14 protein-coding genes are annotated in these 12460 nt (G+C 40.8%); all 14 read left to right on the top strand.

What is annotated here, in order from left to right:
* Position 1 precedes the first annotated feature (1 nt).
* The 14 genes from N780_RS09535 to N780_RS09470 all read left to right on the top strand — a co-directional run bounded on the left by N780_RS09535 (position 2) and on the right by N780_RS09470 (position 12442).
* Entirely contained in the window at positions 2-697 is a 696-nt protein-coding gene (locus tag N780_RS09535) for a response regulator (protein ID WP_036783016.1), read from the top strand.
* Between the two features lie 311 nt (positions 698-1008).
* On the top strand, positions 1009-1851 hold the full coding sequence (locus N780_RS09530; protein ID WP_036783014.1) for a DegV family protein: 843 nt from the start codon (positions 1009-1011) through the stop codon (positions 1849-1851).
* A 434-nt stretch (positions 1852-2285) separates the two neighbouring features.
* On the top strand, positions 2286-3704 hold the full coding sequence (locus N780_RS09525; protein ID WP_232299512.1) for an ATP-dependent helicase ComFA: 1419 nt from the start codon (positions 2286-2288) through the stop codon (positions 3702-3704).
* Positions 3705-4370, top strand: coding sequence for a ComFC family protein (locus tag N780_RS09520; protein WP_036783012.1), 666 nt, complete (start codon positions 3705-3707; stop codon positions 4368-4370).
* Between the two features lie 75 nt (positions 4371-4445).
* Complete coding sequence (locus N780_RS09515; RefSeq protein WP_036783008.1) at positions 4446-4847, top strand: TIGR03826 family flagellar region protein; 402 nt, start codon at positions 4446-4448, stop codon at positions 4845-4847.
* 82 nt (positions 4848-4929) lie between these two features.
* A complete protein-coding gene (gene flgM, locus N780_RS09510) occupies positions 4930-5193 on the top strand; it encodes a flagellar biosynthesis anti-sigma factor FlgM (RefSeq protein ID WP_036783005.1) in 264 nt (87 codons plus the stop codon).
* Between the two features lie 16 nt (positions 5194-5209).
* Positions 5210-5707 (top strand): flagellar protein FlgN, encoded by a 498-nt coding sequence (locus tag N780_RS09505; RefSeq protein ID WP_036783002.1) that lies wholly within the window; start codon positions 5210-5212, stop codon positions 5705-5707.
* Positions 5708-5725: 18 nt separating this feature from the next.
* Entirely contained in the window at positions 5726-7264 is a 1539-nt protein-coding gene (flgK, locus tag N780_RS09500) for a flagellar hook-associated protein FlgK (protein WP_036783000.1), read from the top strand.
* A gap of 17 nt (positions 7265-7281) precedes the next feature.
* Positions 7282-8160 (top strand): flagellar hook-associated protein FlgL, encoded by an 879-nt coding sequence (gene flgL / locus N780_RS09495; protein WP_036783300.1) that lies wholly within the window; start codon positions 7282-7284, stop codon positions 8158-8160.
* Positions 8161-8209: 49 nt separating this feature from the next.
* Positions 8210-8803 (top strand): DUF6470 family protein, encoded by a 594-nt coding sequence (locus N780_RS09490; protein WP_036782997.1) that lies wholly within the window; start codon positions 8210-8212, stop codon positions 8801-8803.
* A gap of 13 nt (positions 8804-8816) precedes the next feature.
* Positions 8817-9263, top strand: coding sequence for a flagellar assembly protein FliW (fliW, locus tag N780_RS09485; RefSeq protein ID WP_036782993.1), 447 nt, complete (start codon positions 8817-8819; stop codon positions 9261-9263).
* The gene (gene csrA / locus N780_RS09480; protein ID WP_036782991.1) at positions 9250-9477 is read left to right on the top strand and encodes a carbon storage regulator CsrA; all 228 of its coding nucleotides are present in this window, start codon (positions 9250-9252) and stop codon (positions 9475-9477) included. The genes fliW and csrA overlap by 14 nt, the downstream gene beginning before the upstream one ends.
* A gap of 132 nt (positions 9478-9609) precedes the next feature.
* The gene (gene hag / locus N780_RS09475) at positions 9610-10425 is read left to right on the top strand and encodes a flagellin Hag (protein ID WP_036782988.1); all 816 of its coding nucleotides are present in this window, start codon (positions 9610-9612) and stop codon (positions 10423-10425) included.
* A gap of 94 nt (positions 10426-10519) precedes the next feature.
* Complete coding sequence (locus N780_RS09470) at positions 10520-12442, top strand: glycosyltransferase (RefSeq protein ID WP_036782986.1); 1923 nt, start codon at positions 10520-10522, stop codon at positions 12440-12442.
* Positions 12443-12460 lie beyond the last annotated feature (18 nt).

Genomic DNA, 12460 nt, shown 5'->3' with positions numbered 1-12460 from the left:
CATGAATACGAATATAGTATTAATAGACGACCATAAATTATTTCGTGAAGGTGTAAAGCGAATTTTAGAATTTGAACCATCATTTAATGTAGTTGCAGAAGGAGACGATGGTGAATCTGCGGGAAGCTTAGTAGCAGAACATCGTCCAGACGTTGTGCTAATGGACATTAATATGCCACAAATGAACGGTGTACAAGCAACGGCCGAATTAATTGCAAAATACCCAGATATGAAAGTCATCATTCTTTCCATTCATGATGATGAGAACTATGTAACGCATGCTTTAAAGACAGGTGCACAAGGTTACCTTCTAAAAGAGATGGATTCTGACGCCCTAATTGAAGCGATTAAAGTGGTAAGTGAAGGTGGTTCTTACCTACACCCAAGAGTAACGCACAACCTTGTTAAAGAATATCGTCGTCTTTCTGAAGAAGGCGGACGCGGCGGTAGCACTAGTAGTCAACAAAGCCGTACGATTGAATATCGTAAGCCCCTTCACTTACTTACACGCCGTGAGTGTGAAGTTCTTCAACTGCTAGCGGATGGTAAGAGTAACCGTGGCGTAGCCGAGTCCCTTTATATTAGCGAGAAGACGGTTAAAAACCACGTAAGTAACATCTTGCAGAAAATGAACGTAAACGACCGCACCCAGGCTGTTGTGACAGCGATTAAGAATGGTTGGGTTGAGGTACTTTAAATATAGAAGTACAAGGAAGGCTCTAGAACCTAGTCGGTTCCAGAGCCTTTTATCGTTTTCGAAGGAGTTTGACGCTTGATTGAAGTGAAGGGTGCCTGACACCATTTAGTGCTTTATCAAGGTGCAGGGTGTCTGGCACGCTGTGGTTCTGTGCTGTGGTAAAGGGGATGAGAGACTTTAATTTAGAGGGTGCAATGGGTGTTGAGTTGCGGTAGAATGAGGGTAGTTATACCGTTTTTTCATAACGATTAGACAACTTCCATAGGTTATACATAATTGAAATTATTTAAATGAAAAGGGAGTACGATAAGATGAAAACAGCGATCTTAACCGATAGTACGGCTTACATCCCTCAGGAACTTCGTGACCGCTGGAACATCCATATGGTTCCCCTGAGCGTGACAATTGGTGGTGAAACGTACCGAGAGGAAGTTGATCTATCTACTGGTGATTTCTACGACATGGTACGTGGTGCTCAGGAGTTACCGAAAACGTCTCAGCCTTCTATTGGTGTTGTGACGAATAAATTGGAAGAGTTATCTGCTGAGTATGATGCCGTTGTGGCGATCACACTTTCAAGTGGCATCAGTGGAACGTATCAGGCGATCGCAAGTGCTGATGATATGGTTGATTCCATTGACCTTCACGTTTTTGATTCTGAAATTAGCTGTATGGTTCAGGGCTTTTACGTGTTAGAAGCGGCTGAAATGGCTGATAATGGTGCAACGCCTGAACAAATCATGACGCGAATGAATGAGATGAAATCTTCCATACGCGCTTACTTTATGGTAGATGATCTATCTCACCTGCATCGCGGAGGGCGTCTGAATGGTGCTCAAGCGATTGTGGGTAGTTTACTTCAAGTGAAGCCAGTACTTCATTTCGTGGATAAAGTCATTGTTCCGTTTGAAAAGATTCGTACGCGTAAGAAGGCAGTGAAGCGTGTGAAGGGCTTGTTTGAAGAGGTTGCTGATAAGGGTGAGCCGATGAAGGCAACGATTATTCATGCGAATCGTGAAGAGGATGCTCAGGAGATTTTGGATGAGCTTCAGGAGAAGTATCCGCATGTTGAGTTTGGGCTTAGTTATTTTGGGCCTGTTATTGGGACGCATCTGGGTGAGGGTGCGCTTGGTATTGGGTGGTTTGAGAAATAGAGTGAGCCGTTGCTTTTGTTGAGTGCTTGGGGTGGCTGGGGAACGACTCGCTTTCCGCGGGCGGCCCCACACGAGGTGGGGTCGTTCGACGTTGTCACAGGACGTGACGTTATTAGTCGAACTTCCTCTTTCTTTTATAGCCTCCTCGTTCGCTTTCGCTCTCTGTGGGGTCTTGCCTAGGCTCCTTTCCCGCGGGAGTCTTGCAGTCCCGCAGCCACCCCTGGCTTTATTTTGGTTAACGGCTCCTCTGAATTATCCGCTTTTATCTTCCAAACCTTAGCGAGACTAAATACTTGATGAAACTCCTCCAATCAAAGTCACCATTCTTCCTTCCATGTGACTACATTCATCCAAACATCTGTAAGAACGTTTCATTTTTCAATTGCAATCCACTTTATAACTACAAAACTCTTTATTTAAAAGGAGGAATTCTCTTGATCAAACGTTTGATCAATTGGTGGGATGGGCGGTTTGAGAGGCGATTCTCTGCTGTTTTTCCACCGAACTTTAATAATCCTCATGATGAAAACTCCCCTTATGCTTTATCCCTCTCTGGTAAACTTCTGCTTGAGCATCAGCTTCCTGACGATCGACATACTCTTCTCGAAAATAAGTATTTAATCAAAATCCCTGCTATTACAAAGAAACATTTCGATTATGCGTGTAACCGTTGTGGAAATAGGGTTCAGCGTTTTTTTGCGTCGTGGCCTTGTGGGTGTGGTGGGGCTTGTGTGTATTGTCGGAAGTGTGTGCAGATGGGGCGGGTGTCTTGTTGTTCTTATTTGTATATTTGGTCGGGGCAGCTGGTTGGTTTTCCTCGTGTGGAGAGGGCTTGTGCTTGGGAGGGGGAGCTTTCGTGGTATCAAAGTGTTGCTTCTGAGCGGATTGTGGAGGCTGTTGATGGGCAGTCTCATCTTCTTGTTTGGGCTGTTTGTGGGGCGGGGAAGACGGAGATGTTGTTTGCTGGGCTTGAGAGGGCTTTTGCGGAGGGGAAGCGGGTGTGTCTTGCTACGCCGAGGGCTGATGTGGTGAGGGAGTTGAGGCCTCGGTTTGAGAGTGCTTTTCCTAATGTTTCGATTGTTGCTCGGTATGGTGGGAGTGAGGAGGTGGATGAGGGGGCTCAATTCCTCTTGGCTACGACTCACCAGTTGCTCTATTATGCTCGGGCTTTTGATGTGATGATTATTGATGAAGTGGATGCTTTTCCGTACCACGCTGATCCTATGCTGCCTTACTCAACGGCAAGAGCTCTGAAACCTGAAGCTACCCTTATTTACCTCACTGCTACACCTCGTTTAGACCTCAGAATTCGCTCACATCTTAACCTTCTTCCTACCGTTTTTGTTCCTCAACGATTTCATGGGCACCCTTTGCCAGTTCCAGTTTTTCACGCGAGCTTTGATCTTAAAAAGCGTAATGTTCCTAAAGCTTTAAAGACATGGCTCATTGAGAAGAAAAAAGCGGATCGCCGTGTGCTTCTTTTTGCTCCAACGATTGAAAAAGCAGAGAAACTGAAGGGAGAAATACCTGGTAGTATATCGGCTCATAGTGAAGATCCTGATCGTGAAAATAAAATTAGGCGCTTTCGACAAGAGGAAGTTGATCTTCTTATTACAACGACGATCCTTGAGCGGGGTGTTACGTTTCCGTCTATTGATGTGGCTGTGCTTGATGCTAGTCATGACGTTTTTGATGAAGCCGCACTTGTTCAAATTGCGGGGCGAGCTGGGCGGAGTCCGGAAGATCCTGATGGAGATGTGGTTTTCTTTCATGACGGGGCGTCTGATGCGATGGTGAATGCTCGTGATTCGATACGGAAGATGAATAAGCTGGCTGAGAAGGGAGGGGAATAGATGCATTGTTTGTGGTGTGATCAGGAAATTATTAAGGACTTAAACTGGAATAATCTTTTTCAACTTCCGAGGAATGAGGTGCTATGCGAGGGCTGTAAGGAAGAGATGCACCTTCTTAAGGGGCCTGCTTGCCCCAAGTGTTCGCGTGAGACGGACGAAGGAGAGCTCTGTCATGACTGTGAGCGCTGGGGTGAGGCGCCTCTTGAGAGGAATCTTTCTCTTTATCGTTATAATGACTTTTTAAAAGATGTGATCGCAAAATGGAAATATCGCGGAGATTATATTCTCGTTGATGTATTCAAAGAGGATTTCTTGAAGCGGTTTAAGGCTCTGAAAATATCTAAGGAAGCGGTACTTGTTCCGATTCCTCTCTCAGAAGAACGCTTTGCGGAAAGAGGTTTTAACCAGTCGGAAGCTCTAGCTAGAATGTTACCTCTGGAAACAGCAAATCCTTTGCGTCGCGTTTATTCTGAAAAGCAATCGAAGAAATCTCGTTATGACCGAATGACGACAAATAATCCTTTCACCATCAGAACTTCTATTACTCATCCAGTAGTGCTTATAGATGATATCTACACAACAGGACGAACGCTTCAGCATGCGGCAAAGCTCTTAAAAGAAGCGGGGGCGCCGAGCGTCATGTCTTACACGTTAATCCGTGGATAACTAAAAATCCCTTTCGAATCTCAAAAAACTGTCGATATAAAAACTAGACAGAGAGAAAAAGGGAGGACTACGGTTATGGGAGAGTTATCAAATTGTACGCGCTGTAATGCGCTATTTGTGAAAAATGTGAAGGATATCTGCCAGGATTGTTATAAAGAAGAAGAGAATCAGTTTGATCTGGTGTATAAGTATGTACGGAAGCAAAAGAACCGCTCGGCCACACTTGATCAAGTATCAAACGCCACTGGGGTGGACCGGGACCTTATTATGAAGTTTGTGAAAGAGCACCGGTTACGGACATCGATGTTTCCGAATTTGGCTTATCCGTGTGAGCGGTGTCAAACGTTGATCTCAGATGGTAAAATATGTGGTGAGTGCTCAAAGGATATTCGAAGTGACCTCGAGCAGGAAGAAAAGGTTGAAAGTCTTAAGAGAGAAGATAATAAAGCAACGACATATTACAATTTTGAGAAATAAGACTCACTCAACAAATCCGTTTCTATGCCGATATAAAGGGTAGACTCTTTACACGGACCGAAATAATAGAGAGGTGAGCGGAATGAAAATTAATGGACCAAATCATTCAAACTTTAACCCTTACAAAAAGAACATTCAAAATCAACAGAAATCGGCGGAAACATCCGCAAAACAAGATAAAATAGAGATTTCCGATAAAGCGAAGCAAATGCAGGAACACCAGAAAGCCCAAGAGGCTCGCAAACAGCATATAGAAGCATTGAAGCAAAAAGTGAATTCGGGTGAATACCAGGTTGACGCGAAGCAAACTGCAGAGAAGATGATCAACTTTTGGAAGAATCGCTAAAGGAGGGGCATGATACGTGTCCGTACAACCTATTTTGGAAGTGATGAAAAAGCACTATGCTTTACATGAGAGTTTACTAAATCTCTCTAGAAAGAAAACAGAAGCGCTAAAACCAGACGACATCGACACGCTTCAAGCCTTGCTTGTTGAAGAGCGAAAGCATATACAAGGTATTAATGGTATTGAGAATAAGCGTGGCCAGTTAGTGGAGGAGTGGTTTCGGATTTACTCTCCTCAAACAAGTGAGAAAACTATTTCAAATATGCTGTCTGTGCTACCTGAGGATAGTGAAAAATTTGAGTTAGCTGGTCTTTTTGAGTCATTCGTAACAGTTCTTGCTCAGTTAAAAGAACAAGAACAACTCAATACAGAACTAACAAAGCAGTCGCTACAGTTCGTAGATCTCACGCTTAATATGATCCAGCCTCAAGCAAAGGATATGAATTACGGTAATCCAAAGGGACAACAAGCGAAAAGCGAATCAAACCGTTCGATGTTTGATTCGAAAGCGTAAGGGGAGAGGAGAAAGGCAATGGGTTCGACTTTCAATGGAATAGAGGTCGCCAAGCGCGCCATGTACGCGCAGCAGTCGGCTTTATATACAACAGGGCACAACATATCAAACGCGAACACGCCAGGCTACTCCAGGCAGCGTGTTAATTTTGAACAAACAGCTCCGTATCCACCAGCATCACGCAACCGTCCTGAAATTCCAGGACAGGTTGGATCCGGGGTTGAAGCGGGTACGATTGAGCGGGTTCGGGAAAGTTTTCTAGACGCCCAATTCCGCGGTGAGAATACGAAAGCAGGGTACTGGTCGACGAAGGCAGAAGCGCTTCAGAAGATGGAAGAGATTATGAACGAGCCTTCTGAGAATGGGCTTTCGAAGACGATGGATCAGTTTTGGCAGTCGCTTCAGGACCTTGCGGTGAACCCGGAAGATTCGGGTGCACGTTCTGTAGTCCGTCAGCGCGGGGTAGCTGTAGCTGAGACGTTTAATTATTTGTCTAGCTCTTTAAATGGGATACAAAAGGATTTCAAAAATCAAATTGATGTAACAACAAAAGAAATTAACTCCATTGCAACGCAGATTAATAATATTAACAATCAAATTGGTGAGATTGAACCACATGGATATCTTCCAAATGACCTTTATGACGAACGGGACCGTTTAGTGGATGACCTAACAAAGTTAGTTGATGTGAAAGTGACGAATATCAGTAGTGGTGAGTCTTCACTTGATATCGCAGAAGGTAAATATAATATTGAGATTGTTGGCAGTAATGGACAAAATCTATTTAAAGATCAAGCTCTAGTAGACGCAAAAGCTGGTACTGCGAATACATTAGCGGTTAGTGATAAGGGCGTGAATGGATCAATCAACTCAATTTCTCTTGGTACCGAAAGTAAAGCTGCGAATGAATTTACTTCAATTGGTAAGTTTCAGAGTTTAGTAGAGGCTCACGGGTATGAGGATGCAAGTGGGGATGAAACTGGTTTGTATCCAGGTATGATCACCGAACTAGATAACATGGCATATACATTTGCTGAAGAATTTAACAACGTACATAAAAGTGGACAAAGTCTACACGAAATCGATAACTCCGCTGCTTCGGATATTCCTTTCTTTACAGAGGGCATGGCACGAAAAGGCTATGCAAGTAACATGGGAGTCTCTAAAGAGATCATGGAAAGTGTCAGCAAAATTGCGGCCTCAACATCTGGCGCTAAAGGTGATGGAGATAATGCTCTGAATCTTGCTGGTGTTGGCTCAACAAATCTTGATTACGACAATACAGGTAGTGCCTCTGACTTTACGAGCTACTACGAAGGTGTAATAGGAGAGATGGCGGTACAATCTCAAGAAGCTCGCCGTTTAGAAGGAAATTCTGAAACGTTGAAACAATCTGTTGAAGAACGCCGTGAGTCAGTAAGTGGCGTTTCGCTAGATGAAGAGATGTCTAACATGATTAAGTATCAGCACGCTTATAACGCAGCTGCACGTAACTTAACAACCATTGATGAAATGCTAGATAAAGTCATTAACGGCATGGGCCGAGTCGGAAGGTAGGTGAGTGAACGATGGCAATTCGTGTGACGCAAAGTATGTTAACGAACAATATGCTGAGCAATATGAGTAAAAGCTATGAACAGATGGGGAAGTACCAGAAGCAGCTTTCTACAGGTAAGAAAATTAGTCGCCCTTCCGATGATCCGGTAGTAGCTATGAAAGGGATGAACTACCGTACTCAGCTGACGGAGATTGAGCAGTTCCAGCGTAATATTGGGGAAGTTCATAATTGGATGGACAACTCGGATGCAGCCCTTGATAAAACGACGAAAGCTTTGCAACGTTTACGTGAGTTAGCAGTACAAGCGAGTAATGGTACCTACGAAAAAGGGCAACGAGAGAACATAGCTGAAGAAGTAAAACAGTTGAAGGATCACATAAAAGACTTGGCTAATACAAAGGTGAATAATAAATACATTTTTAACGGGAAGAACACTACGGAAGCTCCGGTATCAGTTAATGAGACTGATGGTAGCTTGGTCAAAAACTTCAATAGTGAATCGGTGAATATTGAGGTCTCAAAAGCTACTAAGCTAAATGTTAATGTAGACGGTAACGAAGTTTTCGGTAAAGATCTTTTCTCTGATATTGATCAATTTGTTTCCAACCTAAACCCTGGAAAAGACCTTGGTGATTCAATTACAGCTATGGATGATAACATAAATAATGTTGTTAATACTCGAGCTGATCTTGGCGCTCGTATGAATCGAGTCGAGCTTGTTGAAGATCGCCTTTCTAGCCAGGAAATAATGGCGACCAGAATTCTATCAGATAACGAAGATGCTGAACTTGAAAAGGTTATTACGAAATTAAAGACACAGGAAAGCATCCACCGCGCAGCATTAAGTGTAGGGGCTCGTATTATCCAGCCTACATTAATGGATTTTCTAAGATAAGCTATCTGATCATCAGATAGCTTTTTTATTCTAATTAGAGGTGACCTATATGCAAACTCCTCAAATACGAATTCAATCCACTCCTGCTAAGCTTGGGTTAACGATCCAAAATGCTAAGCATACCTACAAGCAACCTAAAGCAGAACAACACATCGAGCAGCCAAAGGCGGAAGTTTCGATTAAGCAACAGCCTCCTAAGTTATCTATTGATCAAACAAAAGCATGGAAAAATATTGGACTGAAAAGTGTCTTTGTCCGTTCAGAAGAATATGCAAACCATGCTAAACAAAAGGGGTTAGAAAATATTGCATCGATTGCGCAAGAAGGCGATGAGTTGATGAGAATTGAGAGCGGAGGCAATCCAATAGCTTCTCAAGCCAAACGAATGGCAGATCAATTGTGGGAGTTTAATATCCAGCCCGGTGGTAGTCCAGCTTACGACCTGGTTGCCATCTCGTTTAAGGCTGGCGGAGCAATGATAGATGTTCAGCGGAATGAACCGATACTAAAAGCAACAAAGCGTGACCCTGAATTTCAATATGAGCTTGGTCAAGTGGCAGCTCAAATAGAACAATATTCAGATGTGAAAATTGATTTTGAAAATCTTAGATTTAAGGCATATCGATTTGAAACGAATATATAAGAAGTGGTGAGTTATGAATATACAAACGAAGTATTTTGGAGAAGTAGAAGTTAATCGTGACGACGTTATTCTTTTTCCTAATGGGTTACCTGGGTTTGAGCAGGAACAAGAGTTTGTTGTGCTTCCTATTGATGAAGCGGGGATCTATCAATCTCTACAATCTATTAAATCGGAAGAGATTTCATTAGTGGTTGTGAATCCTTATGTTTTCTTTAAAGCTTATGAGTTTTTCTTAGACGACAAAACACTAGAAGCACTTCGTATTGAAAGTCCCTCTGAGGTGGCTGTATTTTCTGTTCTTACACTGCGAGAACCATTTAGTGATACTACAGCAAACCTACAGGCTCCTATTATTGTGAACACCCGTAACCAAAAAGGGAAGCAGCTCATTTTAACAAATACTCCTTATATGACAAGGCATCTTATAGCTGAAGGCGGTGACACGGATGCTCATACTTAATAGGAAGAAAGAGGAATCGATACAAATCGGGGACGATATTGAAATTAAGGTAGTTGCCGTAGAAGGTGATCAAGTGAAAATTGGTATAGAAGCTCCTCGCTCTGTAGATGTGTATCGTAAGGAGATCTACATAAAGATTCAAGAAGAGAATCAGGAAGCAAGTACCGCGTCAGATGAACTTATAAATCTACTGAAAAATTTCAAAAAAGAGTAAACCTTTGTCCACTCCTGCCGATAAAAGATATAGAAGGTTAAGGAATTAAGGCGGCCGACTTTAGACTTTAGCCAAAATACTTAGTTAGTTTCACAGGGACGTGAAACTTTACATTCAAGGAGGAAATTAAAAATGAGAATTAATCACAATATTGCGGCGTTGAATACTTATCGTCAGCTTTCAAATGCTAACAATGCTTCTTCTAATTCAATGGAAAAATTATCTTCTGGTCTACGTATTAATCGTGCGGGAGACGATGCTGCTGGTTTAAGTATTTCTGAAAAAATGAGAGGCCAAATTCGCGGATTAGATCAAGCGTCGCGTAACTCTCAAGATGGAATTTCGATGATTCAAACAGCTGAAGGTGCATTAAATGAAACACACTCTATTCTTCAGCGTATGAGAGAACTAGCAGTACAAGGTGGTAACGATACAAATGGAACTAAGGATCGTGCTGCCATTGAGTCAGAGTTAGATCAATTAGCGGATGAAATCACACGAATCTCTGATCAAACAGAGTTTAATAAGAAGAGCCTACTAGATGGGACTTTGGATGCAACTCTACAAATAGGGGCAAATGATGGGCAGACTATAAATATTAGTATTGCTACTATGAGCGCTTCCGCACTAACAGTAGATGCGGGTAGTATATCAGTTGATACGGCTGCAAATGCAAGTGCTGCTCTTGATAAAATTGATACGGCAATTGAAGCAGTTTCCTCAGAACGTTCATCTCTAGGAGCATTCCAAAACCGCCTAGAGCATACGATTAATAATCTTGATACGTCTTCAGAGAACTTAACAGCCTCAGAGTCAAGGATTCGTGACGTTGATATGGCAAAAGAAATGATGAACCAAACCAAATCTTCTATCTTGTCTCAAGCATCACAAGCAATGTTGGCTAAAGCAAATCAACAGCCACAAGGAGTTCTGCAACTATTACGTTAAGTCTTATAAAATTGTATATTTAAAAAATAGTATCGCATTAGGATTGACTTTAATGCGATACTATTTTAATTCAACAAACATGAGGTGCATTGACATGTCGGAATCATTATTATCACTTTGTATGATCGTTAAAGATGAAGAATCTACATTGAATAGGTGTCTCCAAACTGTCCAGGGAATTGTGGATGAAATCGTAATAGTCGACACAGGTTCTTCTGATAATACAAAAAGTATTGCTAATTTATATACAGAAAAGGTTTTTGATTTTAATTGGAACAACAACTTTTCCGAAGCTAGAAATTATGCTTCGTCAAAAGCTAAAGGTCAGTGGATTCTTGTATTGGATGCAGATGAATATGTGGATAGTCAGAATCTGTTAGATATGAAAGAAGATTTAAAGAAAGCCTCAGTAGACACATACATATATAAGGTTAATATTGTGAATTTCGCTGGAAATAATGGAGAAGAACTTATTCAACACCAGCATAGCAGAATTTATAGAAACATCGATTCAATAAAATTTTATAGACCTATCCATGAGCAGTTAACTCTAAATGGAAAAGTGATTAATGGTAAAGAATCATCATTGGTTATTTATCATTCAGGATATATGAGCGATGTTGTAAAAAAGAAAAAAAAGGGAGCCAGAAATAAAGAGCTAATACAGAGGGAGTTAAATAAGCCAGGTGTAAACGCTTTTGATTACTTTAATTTGGGTAACGAATACAATATGATCGGTGAACATGAAGAGGCGTTAGATTGCTATAGAAAAGCCTTTATTATGAAAAAAGATTTTTCTTATGCATGGGTACCTTTTAACGTAGTACAACTCATCCATACCCTTGTATCTTTAAAAAGGTTCCCAGAAGCTCTAGATGTTATTATTGATGCTGAGAGTATTTGGGAAGATGCTATAGACTTCCAATATTTAAAAGGGCTTATATATTTCCGGCAAAATAGAATAGAAGATTCAAAGAGCATTTTGAATCCCCTTATAGAAAAAGAGTGTAAATACAATAAAGTATTAGTAAGTTTAAATTATAAGAATATATATCCTTTAAATATTCTGGGAAACATAGCTGTTATAGAAGGAAAAGACCAAAGGGCTGTTAGATACTTTTCTGAGTCCTTGCAGCATAATAAACACCAAAAAACAGTGCTAGTTGATTTACTTAGAATGCTTCTCAATTATCATGATGAGGAAGAGGTTGAGGAGTATGTCGAAAAGCTAAACATTGTTGAAGACAAAAATCAATTATTGGAAACAATTAGATTGTTATATATGGTACCAGCCCCTCTAATTGCTTATAACTTTTCGAAAAAAACAAAATTAACAATAGAAATAAATAAAGGGCTTGAAATCAAACAAAATCTGTTATCACAAAATATTGTAACATTAGAGGGCTCAATTTTAGAATCATCTATAGAAGAATTGCAATTATTTATAAGGAAACAAATTGTCGATATTTATGACATCACCATTATTCTGTTTCAAATCCCCTCACTTCGTGAAGAAATTATTAGTAAATTAATGGAAAAACAAAGAATTTTTGTAGATAAGATGCTATCAAGGGATGTAGTCGAAGATGTATTTCTCCCCAACTATCTTGAATTGCTAGAGAGGTGTATAAAATATAAATACTTCGATACGTTTGAACAATTATTAAAGAAACGAGATGATGAGAATTCAGCTCTGACTTTACATATTGGTCATTATTTATTTCGTAATGACTTTAAACAACTAGCATTAGATTACTACTTACTAGTTCGAGATGAAGATAAGTTGGATGAGATTTCTATCATAAGGATTTGTGAGCGACTTATTGAGGGAGATCAGGTAGATAATGCTCTGCGCTTATTATTCTCTTTCTTAGAGAATGGTAGATCCGAATTTCTATTATATAAGAAATCAGTAGAATTGTTAGAATTAATTGGAGCAAATGAAGATAAAGGTAAAGTTGCTAGGGAAGGTTTAAAGGTTTATCCCCGAAGCAACTGGTTATTAAAGAATTCTTAAAGATTACCATCACACAGT

This window comes from Pontibacillus chungwhensis BH030062, assembly GCF_000770675.1.
Lineage (GTDB): Bacteria > Bacillota > Bacilli > Bacillales > BH030062 > Pontibacillus > Pontibacillus chungwhensis.
This window is presented reverse-complemented; position numbering and strand designations above follow the sequence as displayed.

Bases quoted from the DNA above. Each gene is read 5' to 3' on its own strand.
- hag (WP_036782988.1), top strand. From the start codon at position 9,610: ATGAGAATTAATCACAATATTGCGGCGTTGAATACTTATCGTCAGCTT.
- N780_RS09490 (WP_036782997.1), top strand. From the start codon at position 8,210: ATGCAAACTCCTCAAATACGAATTCAATCCACTCCTGCTAAGCTTGGG.
- fliW (WP_036782993.1), top strand. From the start codon at position 8,817: ATGAATATACAAACGAAGTATTTTGGAGAAGTAGAAGTTAATCGTGAC.
- N780_RS09470 (WP_036782986.1), top strand. From the start codon at position 10,520: ATGTCGGAATCATTATTATCACTTTGTATGATCGTTAAAGATGAAGAA.
- N780_RS09520 (WP_036783012.1), top strand. From the start codon at position 3,705: ATGCATTGTTTGTGGTGTGATCAGGAAATTATTAAGGACTTAAACTGG.
- flgM (WP_036783005.1), top strand. From the start codon at position 4,930: ATGAAAATTAATGGACCAAATCATTCAAACTTTAACCCTTACAAAAAG.
- flgK (WP_036783000.1), top strand. From the start codon at position 5,726: ATGGGTTCGACTTTCAATGGAATAGAGGTCGCCAAGCGCGCCATGTAC.
- N780_RS09535 (WP_036783016.1), top strand. From the start codon at position 2: ATGAATACGAATATAGTATTAATAGACGACCATAAATTATTTCGTGAA.
- N780_RS09515 (WP_036783008.1), top strand. From the start codon at position 4,446: ATGGGAGAGTTATCAAATTGTACGCGCTGTAATGCGCTATTTGTGAAA.
- N780_RS09530 (WP_036783014.1), top strand. From the start codon at position 1,009: ATGAAAACAGCGATCTTAACCGATAGTACGGCTTACATCCCTCAGGAA.
- csrA (WP_036782991.1), top strand. From the start codon at position 9,250: ATGCTCATACTTAATAGGAAGAAAGAGGAATCGATACAAATCGGGGAC.